General features: G+C 59.3%; 21 protein-coding genes, 1 tRNA gene and 1 pseudogene. 8 read left to right on the top strand and 15 right to left on the bottom strand.

Annotated elements, in window-relative coordinates; all coding sequences use genetic code 11:
* Positions 1-107 precede the first annotated feature (107 nt).
* Complete coding sequence (gene gyrB, locus C483_RS01445; protein WP_006651569.1) at positions 108-2,039, top strand: DNA topoisomerase (ATP-hydrolyzing) subunit B; 1,932 nt, start codon at positions 108-110, stop codon at positions 2,037-2,039.
* An 18-nt stretch (positions 2,040-2,057) separates the two neighbouring features.
* Positions 2,058-4,592 (top strand): DNA gyrase subunit A, encoded by a 2,535-nt coding sequence (gene gyrA, locus C483_RS01440; RefSeq protein WP_006651568.1) that lies wholly within the window; start codon positions 2,058-2,060, stop codon positions 4,590-4,592.
* Positions 4,593-4,934: 342 nt separating this feature from the next.
* Here the strand turns inward: gyrA and C483_RS01435 are convergent, their stop codons facing one another.
* The 3 genes from C483_RS01435 to C483_RS01425 all read right to left on the bottom strand — a co-directional run bounded on the left by C483_RS01435 (position 4,935) and on the right by C483_RS01425 (position 7,539).
* Positions 4,935-5,468, bottom strand: a complete 534-nt coding sequence (locus tag C483_RS01435; RefSeq protein ID WP_006651567.1) for an Rrf2 family transcriptional regulator — start codon at positions 5,466-5,468, stop codon at positions 4,935-4,937.
* 210 nt (positions 5,469-5,678) lie between these two features.
* Positions 5,679-6,644 (bottom strand): ZIP family metal transporter, encoded by a 966-nt coding sequence (locus C483_RS01430; protein ID WP_006651566.1) that lies wholly within the window; start codon positions 6,642-6,644, stop codon positions 5,679-5,681.
* Between the two features lie 214 nt (positions 6,645-6,858).
* Positions 6,859-7,539: a metal-dependent transcriptional regulator gene (locus tag C483_RS01425; protein ID WP_006651565.1), complete on the bottom strand. Its 681-nt coding sequence runs from the start codon at positions 7,537-7,539 to the stop codon at positions 6,859-6,861.
* Between the two features lie 178 nt (positions 7,540-7,717).
* On the opposite strand from C483_RS01425, the gene C483_RS01420 reads away from it, so the two are divergent.
* A complete protein-coding gene (locus C483_RS01420) occupies positions 7,718-8,887 on the top strand; it encodes an NAD(P)/FAD-dependent oxidoreductase (RefSeq protein WP_006651564.1) in 1,170 nt (389 codons plus the stop codon).
* Positions 8,888-9,183: 296 nt separating this feature from the next.
* On the opposite strand, the gene C483_RS01415 is transcribed toward C483_RS01420, so the two are convergent.
* On the bottom strand, positions 9,184-9,750 hold the full coding sequence (locus tag C483_RS01415; RefSeq protein ID WP_006651563.1) for an acyltransferase: 567 nt from the start codon (positions 9,748-9,750) through the stop codon (positions 9,184-9,186).
* A gap of 96 nt (positions 9,751-9,846) precedes the next feature.
* A complete protein-coding gene (locus tag C483_RS01410; protein WP_006651562.1) occupies positions 9,847-10,674 on the bottom strand; it encodes an Nmad3 family putative nucleotide modification protein in 828 nt (275 codons plus the stop codon).
* A 99-nt stretch (positions 10,675-10,773) separates the two neighbouring features.
* Between C483_RS01410 and C483_RS20310 the strand changes: the two genes are divergently transcribed.
* A complete protein-coding gene (locus C483_RS20310) occupies positions 10,774-10,932 on the top strand; it encodes a hypothetical protein (protein WP_169331413.1) in 159 nt (52 codons plus the stop codon).
* Between the two features lie 18 nt (positions 10,933-10,950).
* On the opposite strand, the gene C483_RS01405 is transcribed toward C483_RS20310, so the two are convergent.
* The 3 genes and pseudogenes from C483_RS01405 to C483_RS01395 all read right to left on the bottom strand — a co-directional run.
* Positions 10,951-11,214: a HalOD1 output domain-containing protein gene (locus C483_RS01405; RefSeq protein ID WP_006651560.1), complete on the bottom strand. Its 264-nt coding sequence runs from the start codon at positions 11,212-11,214 to the stop codon at positions 10,951-10,953.
* A 173-nt stretch (positions 11,215-11,387) separates the two neighbouring features.
* Positions 11,388-12,374 (bottom strand): hypothetical protein, encoded by a 987-nt coding sequence (locus tag C483_RS01400; protein WP_049912367.1) that lies wholly within the window; start codon positions 12,372-12,374, stop codon positions 11,388-11,390.
* A pseudogene (locus C483_RS01395) lies at positions 12,371-12,769 on the bottom strand (hypothetical protein); the annotation flags it as partial. The gene C483_RS01400 and the pseudogene C483_RS01395, both read right to left, overlap by 4 nt.
* A 118-nt stretch (positions 12,770-12,887) precedes the next feature.
* On the opposite strand from C483_RS01395, the gene C483_RS19275 reads away from it, so the two are divergent.
* Entirely contained in the window at positions 12,888-13,151 is a 264-nt protein-coding gene (locus tag C483_RS19275; RefSeq protein ID WP_083860376.1) for a hypothetical protein, read from the top strand.
* 275 nt (positions 13,152-13,426) lie between these two features.
* On the opposite strand, the gene C483_RS20690 is transcribed toward C483_RS19275, so the two are convergent.
* The 5 genes from C483_RS20690 to C483_RS01365 all read right to left on the bottom strand — a co-directional run bounded on the left by C483_RS20690 (position 13,427) and on the right by C483_RS01365 (position 16,732).
* Positions 13,427-13,666, bottom strand: coding sequence for a DUF7563 family protein (locus tag C483_RS20690; protein WP_006651556.1), 240 nt, complete (start codon positions 13,664-13,666; stop codon positions 13,427-13,429).
* A gap of 108 nt (positions 13,667-13,774) precedes the next feature.
* Positions 13,775-13,845, bottom strand: a tRNA-Pro gene (locus C483_RS01380).
* Positions 13,846-13,992: 147 nt separating this feature from the next.
* Positions 13,993-14,973, bottom strand: a complete 981-nt coding sequence (locus C483_RS01375; RefSeq protein WP_006651555.1) for an RNA-guided pseudouridylation complex pseudouridine synthase subunit Cbf5 — start codon at positions 14,971-14,973, stop codon at positions 13,993-13,995.
* 1 nt (position 14,974) lies between these two features.
* On the bottom strand, positions 14,975-15,550 hold the full coding sequence (gene cmk / locus C483_RS01370) for a (d)CMP kinase (protein ID WP_006651554.1): 576 nt from the start codon (positions 15,548-15,550) through the stop codon (positions 14,975-14,977).
* Positions 15,551-15,775: 225 nt separating this feature from the next.
* Positions 15,776-16,732: a DUF106 domain-containing protein gene (locus C483_RS01365; protein ID WP_006651553.1), complete on the bottom strand. Its 957-nt coding sequence runs from the start codon at positions 16,730-16,732 to the stop codon at positions 15,776-15,778.
* Between the two features lie 287 nt (positions 16,733-17,019).
* Between C483_RS01365 and C483_RS01360 the strand changes: the two genes are divergently transcribed.
* Both C483_RS01360 and C483_RS01355 read left to right on the top strand, forming a co-directional pair.
* Positions 17,020-18,483, top strand: coding sequence for a DUF7289 family protein (locus C483_RS01360; RefSeq protein WP_006651552.1), 1,464 nt, complete (start codon positions 17,020-17,022; stop codon positions 18,481-18,483).
* A gap of 222 nt (positions 18,484-18,705) precedes the next feature.
* Positions 18,706-20,190 (top strand): DUF7289 family protein, encoded by a 1,485-nt coding sequence (locus tag C483_RS01355; protein WP_049912366.1) that lies wholly within the window; start codon positions 18,706-18,708, stop codon positions 20,188-20,190.
* Positions 20,191-20,202: 12 nt separating this feature from the next.
* Here the strand turns inward: C483_RS01355 and C483_RS01350 are convergent, their stop codons facing one another.
* Positions 20,203-20,838, bottom strand: coding sequence for an adenylate kinase (locus tag C483_RS01350; RefSeq protein WP_006651550.1), 636 nt, complete (start codon positions 20,836-20,838; stop codon positions 20,203-20,205).
* A gap of 59 nt (positions 20,839-20,897) precedes the next feature.
* Here C483_RS01350 and C483_RS01345 point away from each other — a divergent pair, with 59 nt between their 5' ends.
* Positions 20,898-21,431 carry a hypothetical protein gene (locus C483_RS01345; protein ID WP_006651549.1) on the top strand — a complete coding sequence of 178 codons (534 nt, stop codon included), beginning with the start codon at positions 20,898-20,900 and terminating at the stop codon, positions 21,429-21,431.
* 56 nt (positions 21,432-21,487) lie between these two features.
* Here C483_RS01345 and C483_RS01340 read toward each other — a convergent pair whose 3' ends face one another.
* A complete protein-coding gene (locus tag C483_RS01340) occupies positions 21,488-21,778 on the bottom strand; it encodes an amphi-Trp domain-containing protein (protein WP_006651548.1) in 291 nt (96 codons plus the stop codon).
* Between the last annotated feature and the right edge of the window lie 404 nt (positions 21,779-22,182).

Here is a 22,182-nt window from a genome sequence, read left to right as displayed (position 1 = left end):
CGACGCTGTGCGGGCGAGAGGCGGCGCGTCGCTGCTGTTCGCGCTCGCGCGCGTACGTGAGTTTTATTAGGGGTCGGCCACTACCCGAAAACAGGTTTTAGAGTTATATGTCCCAGGAAAGCGAGTACGGAGCCGGTCAGATTCAGGTCTTGGAAGGCCTGGAAGCCGTGCGCAAACGGCCGGCGATGTACATCGGTTCTACCGACTCTCGAGGCCTCCACCATCTCGTCTACGAAGTGGTGGACAACTCGATCGACGAGGCACTGGCCGGACACTGCGACGAGATCACCGTCTCCATCAACGAAGACGACTCGATCAGCGTCGCAGACGACGGCCGGGGAATCCCCGTCGACACACACGAAGAGTACGACCGCCCCGCACTCGAGGTCATTCTGACCGTCCTCCACGCGGGTGGCAAGTTCGACAACAAGTCCTACCAGGTCTCCGGCGGCCTCCACGGTGTGGGTGTGAGCGTCGTCAACGCCCTCTCGAGTCGACTCGAGACGACCGTCAAACGCGACGGGGGTGTCTACGAGCACGCCTTCGAAATCGGCGAACCCATCGGCGACATGGAGCGCGTCCGCGACATGGAGCCGGACGAGGAGACCGGCACCGAGATTCAGTTCTGGCCGGACGACGATATCTTCGAGACGACCGATATGTCGTTCTCGACGCTGTCGAACCGGCTTCGGGAACTGGCCTTCCTGAACTCGGGCGTCCGTATCACGCTCCGTGACGAGCGCGAGCGCACCGAGGACGGCGAGGCCGTCGCAGAGACCTACGAGTACGAAGGTGGCATCCGCGAATTCGTCGAGTACCTGAACGAGACGCGCTCGGCGATGCACGAGGACATCATCTACTTCGAGGACGAGGACCAGAACGTCCGCGTCGAGGTGGCGATGCAGGCCACCCAGGAGCTCCAGGGCTCGATCCACGCCTTCGCGAACAACATCAACACCCGCGAGGGTGGGACCCACCTCACCGGATTCAAGACGGCACTGACGCGCGTCGTCAACGACTACGGCAACGAGAACAATCTGCTCTCGGATATCGAGGAAAACCTCAAAGGCGAGGACATTCGCGAGGGTCTCACCGCCGTCGTCTCCGTCAAACACCCCGACCCGCAGTTCGAGGGCCAGACGAAGACCAAACTCGGCAACTCGGAGGTCCGTGGAATCGTCGAGGGTGCCATGCACGACTGCCTCGGCACGTACTTCGAGGAACACCCTGACACCGCCCAGGCCATCGTCATGAAAGCCGTCGAGGCGGCAAAGGCACGCAAAGCCGCCCAGAAGGCAGAAGAGCTGACCCGCCGCAAGTCCGCACTCGAGTCCACCTCGCTGCCAGGGAAGCTCGCGGACTGTCAGACCAAAGATCCCGAGGAGGCAGAGCTGTTCATCGCGGAGGGTGACTCCGCAGGTGGCAGTGCAAAGCAGGCCCGGAATCCGGAGTTCCAGGCCGTGTTGCCGATCAAGGGGAAGATTCTGAACGTCGAGAAACACCGCCTCGACCGCATTTTGGAGAACGACGAGATCCGGAACATGATCACCGGGATCGGCGCGGGGATCGGGGACGAGTTCGACGTCGAGGACGTCCGATACAAGAAGATCATCATGGCGACGGACGCTGACGTCGACGGGGCGCACATCCGGACGCTCATGCTCACGTTCTTCTACCGGCACATGCGGCCGCTACTCGAGGGCGGCTACGTCTATGCAACCCAGCCGCCGCTGTACCGCATCCGGTATCGCGGCGAGACCTACGACGCGATGACCGACGCAGAGCGAGACGAAATCGTCGAGGAGAAGTGCGACGGGAACCCCTCGCAGGTCCAGCGGTTCAAGGGTCTCGGCGAGATGAACCCCGAACAGCTCTGGGAGACGACGATGAACCCGGAGAACCGCATTCTCAAGCAGATCACGGTCGAGGATGCGGCCGCCGCGGACAAGATGTTCTCGGTGCTGATGGGCGACGCCGTCGAGCCGCGAAAGCAGTTCATCAAGGAGAACGCGCCGGAGGCAGAGTGGATCGACATCTAACAGTGGTGAGGTAACTACATGAGTTCAGACGTACCCGATCCGACAGACGTAGAGGCTCGTGCGGTCGAAAACGTCCGCATCGAAGACGAGATGGAACAGAGCTACATCGACTACGCGATGTCCGTCATCGCGGGTCGTGCCCTCCCGGACGTCCGGGACGGCCTGAAACCCGTCCATCGGCGCATCCTGTATGCGATGCACGAGATGGGCGTCACCTCGCGGTCGTCCCACCGCAAGTCCTCCTCGATCGTCGGCGAGACGATGGGTGACTACCACCCCCACGGCGACAGCGCGATCTACGACACCCTGGTCCGCATGGCCCAGGACTTCTCGATGCGCTACCCGCTCGTGGACGGGCAGGGGAACTTCGGCTCCATGGACGGCGACCCGGCCGCAGCACCCCGGTACACTGAGGCTCGAATGGCCGCCGTCTCCGAGGAACTACTCGAGGACATCGACAAGGACACGGTCGACTTCTCGTCGAACTACGACGACCGTCTGCAGGAACCGGACGTCCTTCCGTCGGCGTTCCCGAACCTGCTGGTCAACGGCTCCTCAGGGATTGCCGTCGGCATGTCGACGAACATCCCGCCGCACAACCTCGGTGAGATCATCGACGCGACGATCGAACTGATCGACGACCCCGACGCGACGGTCGAGGACCTGATGGAGCACGTCAAGGGGCCGGACTTCCCGACCGGCGCGAACATCGTCGGCCGCGACGCCATCTACTCGGCGTACAAGACCGGCCGCGGGCGCATTCGCGTCCGCGCCGAGTTCGAGGTCGAGGAGTGGAAAAACGGGCGCGAGCGCATCGTCATCACCGAACTCCCCTACCAGGAGAACAAGGCCCGCCTCGTCGAGCGCATCGCCGAGGACGTCACCGAGGGCGATATCGAGGGCATCTCGGACCTGCGCGACGAGTCCGACCGCGACGGCGTCCGGATCGTCGTCGAGTGCAAGCGCGGTGCGAACGTCGAGGTCGTGAAGAACAAGCTACTCGAGAACCACCTCGAGAAGACCTTCGGCGTCATCAATCTCGCGCTGGTCGACGGCCAGCCGCAGGTGCTCTCGCTAAAGGAGACCTTAGAGGAGTACATCGCCCACCGCCGAGAGGTCGTTCGCCGGCGAAGCGAGTACGATCTCGAGGAGGCAGAAGACCGTGCACACATCCTCGAAGGCCGGTTGAAGGCCGTCGAGAACGCGGAGGATGTCGTCGATCTGATCCGCAACAGCGAAACCCGCGACGACGCGAAGGCGGCGCTGCAGGAAGCGTACGACTTCTCCGAGGAGCAGTCGACGCACATCGTCCGAATGCAACTCGGCAGCCTCACCTCGATGGAAGCCGCCGAAATCGAGGACGAGTACGAGGACGTCCAGGCCGAGATCGAGCGCCTGACGACGATTCTCGAAAGCGAGCAAGAACTGCTCTCGGTGATCAAAGACGAACTCCGCGAGATCAAAGACGAGTACGACGACGACCGCCGAACCTCCATCATCGAGGACCAGGGGACGGTCACCCACGAGGACCTCATCCCGGAGGAAGAGGTGTTCGTCGTCATGACCGAAGACGACTACGTCAAGCGGATGCCGATCAGCCAGTTCGACCCCCAGGGTCGAGGCGGCAAGGGGATCATCGGCGTAGACGTCAAGGAAGACGACCGTGTCGCGACGGTCTTCCGAGCGAACACCCACGACTACCTGCTCTGCTTTACGAATCAGGGCAAAGTCTACCAGCTCAAGACCTACGAAATACCCGAGATGGGCCGCACGGCCCGCGGGAAATCCGCAGTCAACATCCTTGACCTCGACCCCGGCGAGGATATCACGGCGATCGTCGACACAGACGCCTTCGGTGACGAGGAGTTCGTCACGATGGCGACTCGACACGGCTACGTCAAGCGAACCGCCGGCTCGGAGTTCGACAACATCCGTTCGACCGGGATCATCGCCGCCGACCTGCAGGATGGCGACGAACTCGTCGACGTCGAGGTTACCGACGGCACCAAAGACCTCGTCATCGCCAGCGAGAACGGCATGACCATTCGGTTCGACGAGGACGAAGTCCGGGCGATGGGGCGCAACGCTCGCGGGGTCAACGGCATCGACCTCCAGGGCGAGGACGCCGTGGCCGGGCTGGTCGCCACCGACGAGGGCGACGAACAGGATCTGCTGACCGTAACGCAGAACGGCTACGGCAAGCGGACGCCGCTCTCTGAGTACCGCACCCAGTCCCGCTACGGGAAGGGCCTGATCGACATCAAAACCGGCGAGCGAAACGGTCCCGTCACGACCGCAAAGGCGGTGTCGGCGGACGACCAGCTGGTGATGATGAGCGAACGCGGCCAGATCGTGCGCACCCGCGTCGACGAGATTTCGACGGTTGGGCGCAACACCATGGGCGTGATCGTGATGGACGCCGAGGACGGCGATGCGGTCGCCAGCGTCGACGTGATTCCGGCTGCGGTGAGCGAGGCGGACGGTGAAGACGAGGACGAGGACGAGAGCGAGAACGAAGAAGCTGAGACAGTCGAAGCGGACGCAGCAAACTAACTCAGTCTGCGTTCAGGCAGGGCGGGCAGACGCAGCTGAATCGGTCGCTTTCAGTGTTTTTAACCACTTCCAATCCACAAACCGGTCTGAATCGCTGCTTTTGGGACGGTTCGAGCGACAACGTTGTCTGGTGACGACAGTGAGACGAGAGTAGACGACAACACGACGACAACAGGACGGTAGTAGGCCGACAACATGACGACAGCAGTTCGTTTCCAGTCACCAACAGCGCAGTGCACCCAAACACGGCCCATCATCGAAAATGGCCCGCAATCAAAGCAGTGGCACTGCTAGCTGAAACGAGACAGCAGTAGATGAGAGAACAGATGCGGCTGTGACCCCTCAGTGCTCAGGTTCCTCTGCCGGCGCAAGCATATCCTCGATACGCAGGATGAGGATATTGTTCGTATCGTCCTTCCCGTCGACGCGGCCGTCGATAACGAGCTTCGAGAGCGGCGTCGGGCCGACGGTTACCTCGTCGTCCTCGTGAATCCCGCTGATCGCACCCTGCATGTGAATCTCCGCGCGGCAGAGCTCTGGATGATGGACACTCGAGAGGTCGATCTCTTCGACGATCACGTCGGTGACCGGTTCGCCCTCGTGCTCGAGTGGGACCGAGGCGGGGTCGTCCATCTGCTGGATCTCGAGTGCCTCGAAGGCGGCGGCGGTTGGCTTGTAGCCGCCCTTTGGGCCGGGGACGCCCTCGACGAGCTGGAGGGCTTTGAGACTCTGCATCTGGTTGCGGATGGTGCCGGGATTGCGGTCTACCTGTTCGGCGATGTCTTCGCCTTTAATGGCGTCTTCGGACTCTTTGTGGAGGTTTGTAAGCGCGCGAAGGATTTTCTTCTGACTGGGGGTCAGTTCGATTGATGACATGGTGAATTATTCGTAATTGGATTCCTTAAACCCGACGGGTACGGTCGGGCAGTGGCAGGGTTTTGACGTGGGACCGAGCGACAACGGCGTGGCGTCGCGATGGACCACTGTCAGTAGCGACTACAGTCGGTACGAGGTCGGGTAGGACACCCCATGCCCACTGCGGAAAACGGGAGGTGCTACGCGAAAGACAGGAGAAACGAAACCGACTCAGACCGGGATCAGCCAGCCCTCGAGGAGTGCGTCGACGAGAACGTCCTCGAGCAGGAACATGAGGGCGAAACCGAGACAGAACGTCGCCGTATTAGTTCGGGTGAACACGTCCTCGGCGTCGAATCGGATGAGGTCTGCGACCTCGATGAGCACCTGGAGGATCGCGCCGATCGCGATCGCGAAACAGAGGACGGCGAGGATATTCGACTGCGCGAAGCTGCCGAGCCAGCCGCCGATGATGACCGGCCCGCCCGCGATGACGCCCATTGCAGCGAAGTGTCGCAGCGGCGGCGTCGCTCTGTCTCGGGCGACCGCAGCGACGACGGTTGGCCCCTCCATCACGTTGTGCATGACGAACGCCAGCACGAGCAACATGAGTAGCGTCGCATCACCCTGAATGTAAGCAACGCCAATGCCCAGCCCTTCGCCGATGCTGTGGAGTCCGAGTGCGAGCGCAACGAGATAGGCGATTTCGAGGCCGCTCTTTTCGCTTTCGGTTGCCTTGCGCTGACGCCACTCGCTCGCAGCGTACATGACGGCGAACGTCCCGCCGACGCCGACGACTGCAGTCACTGCAGCAAGCGTCGACCCGCCGACAGAGAGACCAGCTACCGTTGTATCAGTGACTTCGGTGCTGTAGTCGAAGATCAGATCCTCCGTCATCTCGACGGCGATGAACGCGAGCACACCGCCAGCGAGCGCCAGGAAGGCGTGCAGATATCGTGGATCGAGATCACGGATGAACGGGAACCAGAGCATTCCGATGGCGACCGGAATAATTCCCGCGATCGCACCGATGATCGTCAGCATCCAGAGAATCTCGAGTGTGCTTGCTTCCTCGACCCCAGAGAGGTCACCGAACGGCGATGTCAGATACAGTACTCCGAAAACCGCGATGAGGATTGCAACGGGACCGATAGCGAGGACCCACCGTGGGACGCGATCGTAAATATAGTCACTCACGAGCGATCCGCCCCCACAGCATCGATTGGCATCTCATTGGCAGATGTTTAGACGGCTCTAAACTTATAGTTTACCCACGGAATCTACCGTTAGATACGATCTAATCCGCAGAAATAGACCAACTCGAGTGCGAGGACGATCAGGCAAGACAGTGATGGAACAGGCGAGAGAGCAAAGCCCTGCTGATCGGGACGGCACGGACCGCGTTAAGGAATTACGACTCGACTTCGGTGGGTGGGCTAACTCGAACGTGGTGGGCAACGCCCTCTGGAAGCGACACATCCTCCTCGCCTGCACTCGAGCGCGCGGTCACCATGCCGAAGGGTGCAACCTCGAGTATCTCGAGTTCGACACCGGGTTCGACGCCGTGGTTTGCGAGGTAGGAGAGGACCTCCGGATCACGGTCGGCGACCTCCTCGACGACGACGACGTCCCCTTCCGAGAACTCGGTGACGGATTTGCCGTCGGGTCGCTCCGGTGGTTCGAGGTCCGCACTCGGGATCGGCGACCCGTGTGGGTCGACTGTCGGTTCGCCCAGGGCGTCCGCAACGCGCTGTTCGAAGTCCTCGCTGATGTGGTGTTCGAGGCGGTCTGCCTCGGCGTGGACTTCGGACCAGTCGTAATCGAGGTGCTCGGTGAGGTACGCCTCGAGCAGTCGATGGTGGCGAACGACCTCGAGTGCGACCGTCTCACCTTCGTCGGTGAGCGTGACCCCGCGGTACTTTTCGCGGTCGACGAGCCCGCGGTCTTCTAGCTTCTCGAGCATGCTGGTGACGGTCGGCGACGTGACATCCAGTGCCTCTGCGATTTCGGACGTTTTGATCCGTTCGTCGTGGTCGCGCTGGAGCTGATAGATCGCCTTGAGGTAGTCTTCCATCACGTCGCTCAGCATCATCCTATTCGGGTTTAGACCCATCTAACCCTAAACCTGTCGACGCGACGACGGTGGGTCCGAGGGTAGTGTGGGGGACGTCCAGTGTGGCAGTAACGACCACCACTGGTGGTGTGTCATCACAGAACATACAGACACGAGTTCCAACACCTTTGTATCGTAGTGTTTCAGAGTGTGACGTATGACTGATAACGTCGTCGTGCTCGGTGCTGGATACGCCGGTACCGGTGCGATCTCAAAGCTGCAGTCGGAACTCGGTGGCAGCGCGCGACTAACCTGGATCGCTGACGTAGACTACCATCTCGTTCTCCACGAGGCCCACCGCGTCGTCCGCGACCCGGACGTCCGCTCGGACATCACGTTCCCAGTCGATCAGATCGCCGATCCGTCAACCCGCTTCATCCAGGACGATGTCGTCGGTCTCGACGTCGACGAACAGGTCGTCGAACTCGCCGAGGGCGACGATGTCGACTACGACTACGTGCTCGTCGCACTGGGTAGTCAGACCGCCTACTACGGCATTCCCGGCCTCGAAGAGCACTCGCTCACCCTGAAGAGTCTCGACGACGCCATGGAAATCCACGACGAGATCACCCAGGCCAGCCAGGACGCGACCCGCGGCGAGCCCGCGCAGGTCGTCGTCGGCGGCGCCGGTCTCTCCGGTATCCAGACCGCCGGTGAAATCGCCGAATTCCGCGACAATCACCGCGCCCCGATCGAGATCCACCTCGTCGAAGCACTCGACGAAATCTTCCCCGGTAACGACCCTGAAATCCAGCAGGCCCTGCGCGACCTCCTTGAGGACGCCGGCGTCCGCATCCACACGGACGACCCGATCACGGAGGCCAAAGACGACGTCATCGAGTTCGACGAGGGCGAACCACTCGAGCACGACGTGCTCATCTGGACCGGTGGCATCACCGGCCGCGACGCGCTCGACGACGCCGAACTCGAGAAGGAACACAACCGTGTCAACGTCGAGGCGAACTTCCAGACAACCGAGGAGAACGTGTTCGCTATCGGCGACTCGGCACTGATCGACCAGGGCGACCGTCCGGCACCGCCAACGGCACAGGCTGCCTGGCAGGCTGCTGAAGTCGTCGGCGAAAACATCGCCCGCGCCATCGAGAACCGCCCACTCAAGACCTGGGAGTACGACGACAAGGGGACCGTCGTCTCCGTCGGCGACAAGGCAGTGGCCCACGAGGTCAAGCCGGCTTTCGGCGTCTCGCTGCCCGTCGACACCTTCGGCGGTATTCCCGCAAAGAACCTGAAGAAGATGATCGCCGCCAAGTGGATCGCCAGCGTCACCTCCTGGAACGAGGCCCGCAAGTCCTGGTCGTCGCTGTAGACGCGCAGGAACACGGATAGAGCGGACACCACGGTCCAAATCAGACAGATCCCGGACCGGAACCGAGTACGGACTCGACACCGCTTTTTCGTCTGACTCACTGCCAAAGAGTGAGATCTCTGTCAGCGAGTCCGTTCCAGTTTCGTCTACGGCCTCCAGCACGGTCCATCGGTATCCAGCACGGCACATCGGTATCCGGCACAGTACATCGACATGCTACCTCGGTGTGCTACACCGACGACAGCGCACCAAAACGCCACCCGACAACCCACACCAAACCACCATCAGAAACCGTCTCACTCCGATCCCACAGCCTCGTCGTCCCCGTCCGGCTGGTCACTCGAGTGCCCGCCCATCGGCCGTGCGGGTACACCCGCGACGGTGGTCCCCGGGGGGACATCCTGGGTCACCAGCGAGTTCGCCGCCACGCTCGCATCCGCACCGATTTCGACACCGGGCAGAACGATCGCACCCGCCCCGATCATCGCCCGCTCGCCGACGACGACCCCGCCCGTCCGGTACTCGTCCTGCAAGAACTCGTGGCAGAGCAACGTCGCATCGTAGCCGACGATTGCGTGGTCCTCGAGTGTGATCAGCTCCGGCCAGAACGTGTCCGGCGTCGCCTCAAGCCCCCAGGAAACGCCGGTACCGACGGTGACACCGATCCGACGCAGACACCAACGACGGAGGCGGAGGCTTGGCGAGATGCGAGCCAGCCAGACGAAAATGTAGTTGATCGCGACGCGAAGCGGATGTTTCGCCGACGTCCAGTGGGCGAGGGAGTTTCGTGCGCCCGGCGTCGGGTGACGGCGAATGCGGTCGTGGCGGGACGGTCCCGAACTGTCGGCGGTGTCGTCGGTCACTTGCGTGGTCTTCGGGGGATCGCTACAAGAAACTGACCGATTCTCTCATCGGGCGTATGGAGTCAGGAAGCACAGCAGGGAAACGCAAACACCGTGTTAGGGAGCCGGTGAGCGCCCAACTGCGGCATCGGTTTCAGATCGGTTCTCGAGCGGCCCAACCAGCCGTCTGAACTCCTCGCGCGTGCAGTCACAGCAGTAGGCCGGTTTGTACATCATGTTCTTGCCACCCTCCGTAACGGCCCACTCCGCTGCGATCTCGTCGCGAAGGTAGTACTGTGCCCGCTCGTTCCCCGGTTTCACTTCGTACTCACTGAGTCGAATCGGGTGTCGGTCGAACAGCCCACCCGGTTCGCGGCCGTCGATAAAGACAACTTCCTTGTCTGCCAGATAGAGCTCATCCCCCCGCGCTCGCTTTGCGTGTGCGTTCTCTGCATGCGCCGCGAGAATGTCTGCCCGTTCGCCAGCGGGCGTGTCTGGAGTTACCACATCAACCCGGTCGACTGTGAAGTAGCCGATCAGATAGCGATGGGCACGATCACCGTCCGGTCGACGAAGCCCAGCGTAGAAGCCGACGACGTCACCGGACTCGAGTGCACTGAGTCGCGACAGGTACCCACTGGTTCGGTGTTCGCCATACGTCAGCGCTCCGAAGTTCGGATCGTAGTGAAACGGCCAGTTCTCGAGTGCATCACCGGAGACGGTTTCGACGCCGCCACGGACCGGCTGGGGTTCGATTCGGGTTGTGAGGTCCGCAGCACTGCGGTCGTCGTGCTGGAGAGACCAGGAACCGAGTGTTTCGGATTCCGTAGTCTCGCTCGTTTTCTCTGGGATCGGAATATACTCGAAACGGCCGTCGTCGTACAGCGGCCCGAGCGTTCCGAGGTTCGTGCTATCGGCACCGACACCGGCGAGGACGACAGTCATCGATTCGTTCGAGTGGTTCGAGGGCGGCAGGTTAAACCACTCGGTCCGGGTATCCGGTGGCCGGCCAACTCTTTTCGTGCTCACTCGCGTGCAACGCATATGGCGTCTAGAGCACCCATCGAATGTCCTCTCTGTCGGGAGCCGCCACAGGAGATGCGACTCGAGGACCATCTCGTCGAATCCCACACGAAGCGAAAGCTCGCACGGTTTGTGGTTTCGGAAACGACGGCACGAACCGAGGGCGACATCTCGGAGTGAAGCGGCGGAGACGCGACCTCAGCCCGTCGCCTCGACCGAAACTGAACCGGTTGCATCGACGGTAACACGATGCTCGCAGTAGGTGAACGTCACCTGGCCAGTCGACCGATTGTGTGTTGCAGTCGCTGCAAAGAGATTACAGACAGCGTCCGGTTCAACGGCATCGTACAGCGGCGGGAGCTCGGTTACACCGCACTGTTCGTGTGCTGCGACCGCCTCGACAATTCGACGGCATAGCTCATCCGTGGTGATAGAGGACTGCGATTCAGGAGCGGTTGCCATCGTTCGTATGAGTGGATTGCGCCGGATAAGCGTAGTCCAAGTATTCGCAGCGGATCGTACTGGAATCGGTAGATGCGGTCTATTTCCGGTAACAGTTGTTGGCAATGTGATCTACTTTATTCAGTCTGACCGACCTGGACACTGCGGAATCCTTGCCGATCATTGTTCGTTTGTCAGTGCTCCGACTTCGGCTTTTCTATCTGTTTATTGACGTTCGTTTCATCTGGAGTGACGGGCTTCACTCGAAGCTCTCCGAAGCCGTACTTCGAGTGGTTCCCGACGCGGGTGAGTCCGGACATCGCGGTCTCCACCGGACGGTCGCCATCGTAGCCGACGACCACGCCGTGATCGACGGTCTCCAACTCGTATACGTCGCCGCCCTCGATGACCTTCTCCAGGCGGTAGCGCAGCTGCGCTTCGTCGTCTACGCTCCACCACCACGGCACGTCCACGTTGTTCGCCTTCGGGTACTCCGACCGGAGGACGAACGGCGTCACGAGTTCGAGGATGAACGCCTCGCCGTCTTCGAGACGCGAGTAGTCCAGTGCCTCCAGGTCAACGACCTGCGTGTCTTTCAGCATGGTCGTCCCGTAGCCGTAGTTCCGTTTGCCTCCGAACTGGAGGCCGTCAAGCGGGTGGTCGGCATTAACCGACCACCTATTCCGTGGCGGCGAGGCCGCCACGCTGTCCTCGCCGAGGGGCAGAACGTCCGGGTCATCGGCGTGCAAGTAGGCGTTCACGTACCAACGCGTGGTCTGCTGCTGTTTCCGAGCGTCGTCGGGCCGGCCCATGATCGTCTCGTGAGCCAGCGCGGGCATCCCGCTCTGGAATCGGATGTCGTGGGCGTTCAGCCCGTCGCGGGGTCGGGTATCGAGCAGCCACGGATGGTCGGGGTGCCGGAAGAGGAACAGGTCGTCGTATCTCTCCACGTCGGGGAGCGACGACCCCATGTACGGGCGAATCCCGCTCTGCGAGTGTTCCTCGGGGAACGTCCCGAACTGCCCCGGCACGAACATCCCGTGGCTGGCGGTGATGTGCTGGTGGACATCGTGCTCCAGCTGCATCCCGAACGCGTGGTAAATCGCGTTCCCCGAGACGTAGTACGGATGCCCGAGGTAGTCCATGTCGAGTTCCCAATGAACCTGCTGGATGCGGGTCACGCGTTCTCCCTCCGGGTTTCAAGATCTTCGATGTACTGGAGTGCGGTACTCCAACTCCAGATCCGACGAAGGTTCGCATCGAGAGCCATGTCGTGCTTGTCGTGATTGACGTCGAGCGGGTGCGCGGTGAGGCGCTTCCACGCCGACGCCCACGACTGCCACGGGCGGCTTCCAAAGCGCGCCCACGGTTGCGCGTCCGCGTCCTCGTCGATTCGAAGCGCGAAGCGGTCGCCCGCGTAGACCGTCCGATGGGGCACGATCTCCTCGGAATCGTCCACAACCAGGAGGAGATCGGGGAACTCGTGACCGGCGCGGTAGTTGTCCAAGAGCGACGCTACGAGCAGCGTGTGGTACTTCAAGCTCGTGTACGGGTAGTAGATGCTCTCGTTGAACCCGCACGTGTAGAGGCGCTGCTGGCAGAACCGACCGTCGCGAATCCGGTCAGCGCCTCGCTGTAGTGATCGATCCTGTCGAAGAAAAGTTACATGGGGTAGCAATAAATTAGTTGACCTAATGAACGATTCCAAGCCGGGTACAGCACTAGCCGGAATCGGGCTTTCATTAGCCGGAATTACGATGTATCTCCAGCAAAATCTGATTGCAGCATTTATCTGTATGCTATTAGTCGTCTTTAGCGCTCTACAACTGGTTTCAGAACCAGCAAATGGGTGGGTAAACGAGAATCTCCCAATTGCGTTTACCGTTCTCGGAATTCTCCTATTTATTATGGCCTTAGATATGCTTAACTTAGTTCCCTCAGTATCTCTCGTAAGCTGACCGCTCACCGACCCACCTCGCCTTCTGGATGATGCTCTACGCGAATATCGGCGTTCGTGATACGTCGCCGTAGCGTGTCTTCGACGAGTTCCGTCGCAATGAACTTTACCCGGCCACACTCTCGCGGCGGCACCAGACCGGTCGTACCGGACCACTCGGTGAACTCAAGCCAGCCCGAGTCACGGACAGTGGCGTCCGGTACGCACACCAGGCCGTCAGAGAGTTGGATGAATGCAGGCGAGTAGCCAGACGGGAGGTTTCGCGGGTCGACCCGTTTAGGTATCAGCCTCACCTCCGTGCCGACCGGCGGACGTTTCTGGATCTGGCACCGGCACGTCGACGCCAGCAGCGGAGCCACGGCTCAGTCGAGCGTACGAATCGCACTCTCCGCAGCGGTGGGCTCGGTCCCGATCGTCACCGAAGACACGGCGGAACCGATCGGTGACGTGGGCACCGCAATGTTCGCAGGTCGAATGGTTGACCGACGGCCACGGTGCGACCGTCACGCCGACCACCTCCCGTTGTGCTGTCGGCTATGTGGTAATATACCGAAAGCGAAGATTGGATTTTCGGTCGCCTCGGGGTACGAGCCGCTACAAGTTGAACACTTAGATAAGTTCGAGTGGGACCGCCGAGAATTGAACTCGGGTCCTACGGACCCCATCCGCAGAGGATACCACTACCCCACGGTCCCGCACGTGATACGATGAGTGTCTGCTGTTTAAGCGTGTCGTTTCAGGCTCCGTTCGAGGCATGCTGACCACGGTGGGACAGCGAATCCGAACAGAAAACAGTGACCTGCGGTATGTGCCACGACGGCACCGGAGCGAACAACTGCAACTCAGACGAGCACGCGCTCGAGGTCTACGACCACACCCGATTCCGCATCAGGATCACCAACGAGTTCGCCAAGACAGACCGCCGAGCCAACCTGGGTATAGCAGGCCACGAGATCACCGCGCTCGAGTACAGTCTCAGCGTCGACCTCCTGTACCCCTGGTGCGTAGACCGGGGCACCCGTTGCGACTTCTCGTGCAGCCGTCGAGTCGATTATGACGCGCGGAACGTCCTCGAGAATCCGCTCGGCGGGTTCGACGATGTCGTACAGCAGGCTTGGATCGTCGTCCTCAAGCCAGAACGACAGTGCATCGAGAAACTCCGTCGCGGTGTAGAGATCCGTATCGTCGAACGGCGAGGTCGCTGTTCGGCGGAGGTGTCCCATGTGCCCGCCAGTCCCGAGTGCCAGTCCAAGATCGTGACAGAGCTTTCGGACGTAGGTACCGCTCTCACAGCGAATCCGTAACAGCAGTTGGCGATCGCCCGCTTCGAGAACCTCCAGATCGTACATCTCGCGGACTCGAAGCCGGCGCGAGACCGCACTCTTTCTCGGTGGCTTCTGATAGATCGGTCCCTCAAATTCGGCGACCGTCGATGCGGCATCCGCCGGAATCGAGCCGTGGCACTCGAGTACCGCGACGTACTCCTTGTGTCCCTCGAGGAAGACCTGTGCGAGACGGGTTGCATCACCGAGCATGGTCGGGAGACAGCCGGTGACTTTGGGATCGAGCGTGCCGGCGTGGGCGGCCTGATCGATTGTTGGGGTGGTGTCATCGTCACTGTCACTGTCGCTGTTGCTGTCGCTGTCGCCGTCCCCATCGGAATCAGCCTCCGCCAGCGCATCGACAACGGCGTCGCGAAGCCAGCCGCTAACCTGGTGTGAGGACGGTCCCGGTGGCTTATCGAGGTTGACGACACCGAACTGTAAGAGTTCGGCTGGTGTGCGGTCGCCCGGAGCAGGGCGGAGGCGCTGGCGTTGTGTCATGCTAGATATCGTACTCGAGTGGGACGGCAGCCTGGCCCTCATCACCTGTGGCATCGTACTCCTCGACGGCCGTGACGAGCATGTCGAGAACGGCGTCGGGTTCCCAGCGAGCCGTATTGACCGAGAGGTCGTAGATAGTCAGGTCACGAATGTCGATCCCGTAGTACTCCTCGTAGCGCTGGGCCTCGCTCGCTTCACGAGCCTGGGTTTCCTCCGTGGCACGGTCGGGATCCTTGTCCTCACGCTCGCCGATTCGCTCGCCACGAACCGCCGGCGGCGCATCGAGCCAGAAGCGGAAGTCCGCTTGGTCGCCGGCGAGCCAGCCAGCCAGCCGGGACTCGAGTACCAGGTCATCTTCCTCGACGGCGATTTCACGGAGCCGCCGGTCAAGGTCGCGGTCAATCTGGTCGTTCTCCTCTGCGAGTTTGTTGAACTCGAGTGGGGTGTAGCCGCGTTCGTCCGCGAGCTGGCGGAAGATGTCGCCGCCGCTGACGTGGTCGAGATCGAACGCGTCGGCAAGCAATTCGGCAGTGGTGCTCTTCCCGCTGCCTGGCGGGCCAGAGACGGTCAGTAACATATGCAATCTGCGACGTGCCGGGTAAAATGGGTTTTGAATCGGTGGAGCCGTGTGGACACTGCCAGACACTGTTCGACAGCGGAGATGCGGTCTCGGTCTGAGTGAACAGGGAGTACGTGACCCGAGAGTACGCGATCCGAGAGCACAGGGTCTGAAGACAGAATAGATACGGGGTGGGCGCGGTACCCACCAGTTGCAATCACCGAATCGGGGTGGGTCCCGACGTTAGGTCGTCGACGGCGTCATATCGATGTTGAGCGACTTCCGGAGCAGCTGGGTAAAGCCCATCGAGCACAGGAAGTACCAGAGGATCCAGGCCGGCATCGGACCGATAACGCCGTCCGTCCAGTCAACGACTCCAACGATCGGCATCACGACGGTCCACTCAGCACCGGCGACGTTTCCGTCGTGGATCTTCCAGTACATCCATAGGAAGATTGGGATCGTAAACAGCATGATCCAGACCATCGGACGGATCTGTTCTTTGAACATCCCCATGTTCTCGGCCATCGCCTCCATCTGCTCTTCGCGGACCTGTTCGAGTTCGTTCTCGAGTTGTTCGAGTTCGGCCTCGCTCGCACCGCGTTCTTCGGCCTCCTGCTTGCGGTCACGAACGTCCTGCTGTTTGTCCTGCATCGCCTTCATCCGCTTTTGGTACTTGCCGAGCACCTCGGGGTTCATCAGATTCGCCTGTAAGAGCGTCGAGTAGAGCCCCGTCAGGAGTGCAACAGAGAGGATGACGGCGTAGAACGGCAACGCGGCGTCGAGCGGGCCAAGTAGGAGATTCAGTGTCCCACCGACCGTGTCGCGGACCGGGTCAAGCCAGTAGCCGAACATCAGCAAGAGCGATCCAACTCCGGCGAGTTTGTCCCACTGGGACCACTTGGATGCTTCTGCGTCGATTTCGACGTCGGCGTCGGGGAAGGCCGAACCAGTTCCGTCGCCGTCGAGCGCCTCGTCGTAGGCTTCGCGGTCGGCGATCTCGAAGCCCTCATCGCCGTCGACCAATACGCCCTTCTCGATCAGACGCCCCCACTGGCCGCTCGTCAGGTCGTCACTGACGTCGCCCCACTGGACTTCGCCGCCGTTTTCGTCGGCTGTCGCCCGGATGGACTCGAGTGCCTCGGTCATCGAGGAGTCCTCCCGAACGAGTGCATTGATCTTTTCGGCTGTCCGTGTCATCTGGGTATGTTAGGGCTAGGGCAGGTTCGGTATACAAGTGTTTATCTTCGACTGTCCCTGGAAGCCAAGCACTATCTGATAATAGAAGTCGCCACCCGTTGTAACAGAACTCTGCAAACCAGGATTTCAGATCGAAGTGATTGATCTCGTAGTTACGTTGTTTCTAACACAGAAAAACAGAGTTGACATCCCTGGAAATTATTCGGACAGAATATCATTGATTCAGATACTATGAACTGTCGTAGTCTTTTGAATATTATTATATGTAAGAAATATAGAGTAGATGCATGAACACTCGTGGTGCGACATCACTCGTCGGTGTCGTCCTTCTTTTTGGGTTAGTATCGATCGGCGCAATCGTCTTACTCTTGAGTGCGGGGCCGATGATTAACACAGTCTCAGAGACGACAGAACAAGAGCGGGTTGAACAGGCGATGGTCGAGCTCAACACGCAGATGCACGTTGTTACACAACACGGTGAGACGACACGTGGAACGGACATCGACCTCAACGAGTACGGGGCAGTAACCCGCGAAAACACCGGTAGCGTTGTTATTGAATCTGAGGGATTAGACGAGACGATTGAGACCACGATTGGGACCGTCGAATGGGTGGGCAATGACGGAACGAAGATTGCATCAGAGGGTGGCGCAGTATTCCGCGAAACTGGGAATGAAACACGACTTGTCTCGGCACCGCAGTTCGACTATGATCACAGTACAACGACTCTCAACTTCCCGGTCGTGAACGTGAGCGGTGAGGAGGAACTCGGGCAGGGCGATATCACAGTGAGCCAGCTCGATGCATCGACTCGATCTGAATCATCGATCATCGAGAACGAAAACGTCACAGTGACAGTAGAGAGCGAGTACTGCGTCGGTTGGCAAAACTACTTCGTCCAGGAAGTCGGCAGTGGGGCAGTGTTGGAGGAGTGTAGTGACGATCAGACGGTCGTCGTCCGGATGGGATATTTTGATGTAGACGAGTCCTTCGACTCGGGCATCACGTTCACCGACCCTGATGGGTTTAGCACAGGCGGAAATCCAAACGTGACTGACGAACGGCGATGGGGTGTCCGAGATGACATTAGCGACGAAATCGACCAAATTGTGAATCAAACAGTATCGAACGAGGATACAGTATTCCTGAATGAAACGAGCGACAGAGATCGTCAAGATGGATTGTACTATACAGATGATATCGAGCCAGGAGATCAATATAGCTTTACTCTAACTGATGGGAACGCGACCCTTGTTGTCGATGGGGACATTACAGCAGGCGAGGATGCAATTACTGTTCCAAGTCGGACTGGTGATAATGTACTCAAAATATATGCGACTGGAAACTTCGAAGCCGACTCTGGTGATGTCGTTTATTATGATGAACCAGAGCGACAGGATGCATCGGTAATCCAGTTGTATGGGAAAGACACGATGGAGATTGACTTTGGCCCTGGAGGAAGTCCCTTCTACGAGGGAGTTATTTATGCGCCAGCCCGAGACGGCCAGTGGACTGACCGGTGTAGTTCTGTTCAAGCATGCTTTCACTCGAATCCAGACTTTTATGGCTCGATAGTTGTTGAGTCTATTGAGCTACAAGGAGGACAGGGTGGACTCGGCTTCGAATACGATGAAGAGAATCTCAAGGATTTGGATGTGGATTTCTTCCCTGAAGATGGTGTCTATCAGTTGCCACCAGACCTGACGTATCTCAACGTTGCCCAACACGATATTGAAATTAAATCCGATTGAGTACTGCTCTTCTTTCCCCGCACTAGTACGATCATCACTATCGAACAGTGTCTCGAGTAAATCGGTACACCCAATCACTACTCGTACGGACTGATCGTGTGCTTTGTCCGAGGCGGATGGTTCTAACCAGCCGTAATAGAACAAAAGAAACGAAAGTAAACTGTTCTGAATGGTATGATCAAACGACGCGATTCATATACTGACGTATGAGCGGACACAATAATGGGTAGACGGAATGTAGGTATCACAACCGGACGGAAATCACGAGCCCAGTCCGCTATGCTCGGGTTCGTGATACTGATCGGAATGGTTGCAGCAGTTAGCACAGGTATTTTTCTCGTCGCCGGTGAAACCGTCACCAGTCTCGAGCAGAGTTCCGAGCAGGAGCGCGTCGAAACCGCGTTCGTGGAACTGAGTCAACAGATGAGTACTGCCTCGTCAAATACTGATGTCCTTCAGTCGATGGATCTCGAGGTCGGCAACGACGGCGCAATCGTGAAGAAAGATACTGGAAACATCACTGTTTCCTCGGAGGCGCTCGATGAGGACATCGACCTCACCATCGGAACGATTGAGTACGAAGGAGAGGATGGGACGATTCTAGCATATCAAGCGGGAAGCGTTTTCCGCGAAACTGGCAACGAAACGCGAGTTATCTCTTCCCCACCAATCTATTACGAAAAGACCACTGAAACACTGACGTTGCCAGTGGTCACGGTGAGCGGCGAACAGAACCTCGGTACCGGGGGTATCGGCATCAGCCACGAGGAGACGACGACGTTTCGTGAATCTGCCGTCGTCGAGAACGAGAGCGTAACGATCACCGTCGAGAGCGAATACTATCGCGGCTGGGAGTCCTACTTCGAGCAGCAAGCGGGTGACACGGTTGTCCGAAACGTCGATCACGATAATCGGACCGTCGAAGTCCAGGTTGGCTACCTGAGCGTTGATGAGGCGTTCGAAGACGGTATGGTTGTCTCCGAAAATTTCGATGACTTCGAAAACGCCGACGTAGAGAACGGGACAGTCAGAGAGGGATCGATGCCCGAACTTGATCCAGTCATCGAGGAGATGATCGACGACCACGAAGACGACGATTCACTTCCGACGACGAATGGAACCATCGCCGGCAACAAAACGTACTTCGAGGACGAAATTACGATCGGCGGTGAAGAGCAACTGGTCGTCGATACGTCAACCGGGAATACGACGATCATCGTCGATGGAAACACGAGTATCGAAGGGCAGCTTGTCGCGGATCCTGACGGTTCGGATCACGAACTGCGAATCTATACGACGGGCCATCTCGATATCGAAGGTGGAAACGTTTCCGTAACGGACGGGAACGCGGGTCAGTTGCAGTTGTACGGGACGTCGAATACTCACGTTGGCATTGGGCCAGGAGAATCTTCCTTCCACGGAACGATCTATGCCCCGCGTGATGAACCCTGGGATGACACAGAGAACGAAGTGTTCCACCAAGGACAGTGTTCGGAACAGGTCTGTATGCAGTCGGACATCGACTTCACTGGTGCGCTCGTTGCATCGTCGACAAACGTCCACTCTGCCTCAGTTTCCTTCAAATACGATGACGAACTCGAGAACAACGAAATCGATCTCTACCCAGAAACCTACACACTGCCGCCGCAGCTAACCTACCTCAACGTCGCTCATCACGAAGTGAACATCGATAACCGTGGGAGATAGTCCGTAGTTCGTCTACGCCGTCGATTCGATCGTCTCTTTCACTGACTCCCAAACGTCGTCGGGTGCCTGCTCACCGTCGACGCGCTCGAGTGTCCCCTGGTCGTCGTAGTACTCCACGACCGGTTCTGTGTTCTCTCGATAGACACGAAGTCGTTCGCGAACTGTCTCCTCGGTGTCGTCCTCGCGCTGCTCGAGGCGTTCCTCGATCTCGGGATCTTCTGGCGGGTTGTACTCGACGTGGTAGATCTCACCGGTCTCGGGATCCATCCGCCGGCCGGTAAGGCGATGGACGAGTTCCTCCTCGCTAACATCGAGGTAGAGCACAACGTCGAGATCGGTCATCCCCTCGAGTTCCTCTGCCTGCTCTAAGTTCCGGGGGTAACCGTCGAGAACGAAGCCGTCGGCCTGGGAAAGCGCCTCGTCGACGATAGCGTTGACGACCTCGTCGGGGACGAGTTCGCCCTGATCCATGTACTCGCCCGGGGTGTCGTACTCCGTATCCATATCGGAGATATCCATCTGCTTGTTCGAACGGAGCGCATCACCGGTCGTGACGTGTTCGACGTCGAATTCGTCGGTGATATTTGCACTCTGTGTCCCTTTGCCTGCCCCGGGAGCCCCGAGAATTAAGATTCGTGGCTGTGCCATATCTGCTCGTTCAGCGCCAGCGCATAAAGGCTTAAAGAAACGGGCACATCTACTGCTGTATGACCAGATTCGATGCCGAAGCGCCCGCAGATCGCCGAAAGCTGTACGTCGACGCCATCACAGCACACCGAACACGTGCACGCGGATTCGTCACGTTCGAAGCGGACGAGCGTGTGTTCGACTCGAGTACGACTGACAATGAGACGGCACTCGAGAGCGACGATGCTGGCGACGGAGGAAGCGAGGCGGCAGGTGGAAGTGACAGTGGCAGTGGCAGTGACAGTGACAGTGAGGGCGAGGACGACATGGAACTAGATCTGGACCCGTCACTCGGCGTCCCGTGGCTCCAGTTCGGCGATGGTACGATCAACCTCGACTGCACGGACGAGGAACTCGACCGGTTGAAACAACTGCTGAACGACTTTCCGGTGTTCAAAATCGAGGACATCGCTCGGCCCGAAGACGCCGACGGCGTCAACGTTCACGTCAGTGCGAAAGCAGACCGGAACCGAATCGGGCAGTTCATCGACGCCGTGTTCCAGACGGTGTATGGGTTACCGTCGTCGTTTCGGGTGTGGGTCGTCGAACTCTGAGCCGGTTCGGTGTGCTCGCGTCGTCTTCGGCGCCGTCGTGCGTCTCGATCACTCAATTACTCGATCTGCAACGAGCCGTCCGCCGAGTCGTCGGTGTCAGCTCCCTTCTTCCACTCGAGTTCGAACTCGATGCTGAGTTCGCCGGGATCGGACTCGTTCGAGTATTCGTGTTCGGCTTTGATCTCGAACGTTGGGTTTGCTGGTGGTGACATGGTGACGGAATCGGAGCCGGCAGAGAGGGTGATGTCCTCGCCCTGTTCTAAGTTGTCGGCTGCGGCACGGAGGTAGGCGGCGATCTCGTCGCGGCTCAGTTGCTGTTCGAATTTGAAGAGAACGTCTTCTGGCATACGTCGTGGTTAGAGAGCAACAGTATAGAGGGTTGCGCTCTGTCCAGTGCGCTGAGAGAGGTGGTTATCGGGGTCTGTGGGTACGTCGCTGCGAGGACTGGTAGTGGCCCGTTGGGGCGCGTTGTAGGGCTTTGCGTGTGTGTATGGGTGTATGAGAGTGTGTGTGTCTATGTAAATACCCTTTCACGCTCGACTCTCTGATTTCAGTAGGTATCCGCGCGCGAGCGTAACTGGGCGCGAGAGACGGAGCCCGATGTGTACACAGCCACAACGTGAATCAGCTGTGCCGAACCTGTTCGCATTGATCGCCTCGTGACGGGGAAATACTCCAGGATTCTAACGAAAATCGTGCCCCGGCAACGATAGAACAAAGAGGACAGACTCCAACAGGCAACCCGAGGACC

This window comes from Natrialba hulunbeirensis JCM 10989 (assembly GCF_000337575.1).
GTDB classification, from domain to species: Archaea; Halobacteriota; Halobacteria; order Halobacteriales; family Natrialbaceae; genus Natrialba; species Natrialba hulunbeirensis.
This window is presented reverse-complemented; position numbering and strand designations above follow the sequence as displayed.

Bases quoted from the DNA above. Each gene is read 5' to 3' on its own strand.
- gyrB (WP_006651569.1), top strand. From the start codon at position 108: ATGTCCCAGGAAAGCGAGTACGGAGCCGGTCAGATTCAGGTCTTGGAA.
- gyrA (WP_006651568.1), top strand. From the start codon at position 2,058: ATGAGTTCAGACGTACCCGATCCGACAGACGTAGAGGCTCGTGCGGTC.
- C483_RS01435 (WP_006651567.1), bottom strand. From the start codon at position 5,468: ATGTCATCAATCGAACTGACCCCCAGTCAGAAGAAAATCCTTCGCGCG.
- C483_RS01425 (WP_006651565.1), bottom strand. From the start codon at position 7,539: ATGATGCTGAGCGACGTGATGGAAGACTACCTCAAGGCGATCTATCAG.
- C483_RS01420 (WP_006651564.1), top strand. From the start codon at position 7,718: ATGACTGATAACGTCGTCGTGCTCGGTGCTGGATACGCCGGTACCGGT.
- C483_RS01410 (WP_006651562.1), bottom strand. From the start codon at position 10,674: ATGACTGTCGTCCTCGCCGGTGTCGGTGCCGATAGCACGAACCTCGGA.
- C483_RS20310 (WP_169331413.1), top strand. From the start codon at position 10,774: ATGGCGTCTAGAGCACCCATCGAATGTCCTCTCTGTCGGGAGCCGCCA.
- C483_RS01405 (WP_006651560.1), bottom strand. From the start codon at position 11,214: ATGGCAACCGCTCCTGAATCGCAGTCCTCTATCACCACGGATGAGCTA.
- C483_RS19275 (WP_083860376.1), top strand. From the start codon at position 12,888: ATGAACGATTCCAAGCCGGGTACAGCACTAGCCGGAATCGGGCTTTCA.
- C483_RS01375 (WP_006651555.1), bottom strand. From the start codon at position 14,973: ATGACACAACGCCAGCGCCTCCGCCCTGCTCCGGGCGACCGCACACCA.
- cmk (WP_006651554.1), bottom strand. From the start codon at position 15,550: ATGTTACTGACCGTCTCTGGCCCGCCAGGCAGCGGGAAGAGCACCACT.
- C483_RS01365 (WP_006651553.1), bottom strand. From the start codon at position 16,732: ATGACACGGACAGCCGAAAAGATCAATGCACTCGTTCGGGAGGACTCC.
- C483_RS01360 (WP_006651552.1), top strand. From the start codon at position 17,020: ATGAACACTCGTGGTGCGACATCACTCGTCGGTGTCGTCCTTCTTTTT.
- C483_RS01355 (WP_049912366.1), top strand. From the start codon at position 18,706: ATGGGTAGACGGAATGTAGGTATCACAACCGGACGGAAATCACGAGCC.
- C483_RS01350 (WP_006651550.1), bottom strand. From the start codon at position 20,838: ATGGCACAGCCACGAATCTTAATTCTCGGGGCTCCCGGGGCAGGCAAA.
- C483_RS01345 (WP_006651549.1), top strand. From the start codon at position 20,898: ATGACCAGATTCGATGCCGAAGCGCCCGCAGATCGCCGAAAGCTGTAC.
- C483_RS01340 (WP_006651548.1), bottom strand. From the start codon at position 21,778: ATGCCAGAAGACGTTCTCTTCAAATTCGAACAGCAACTGAGCCGCGAC.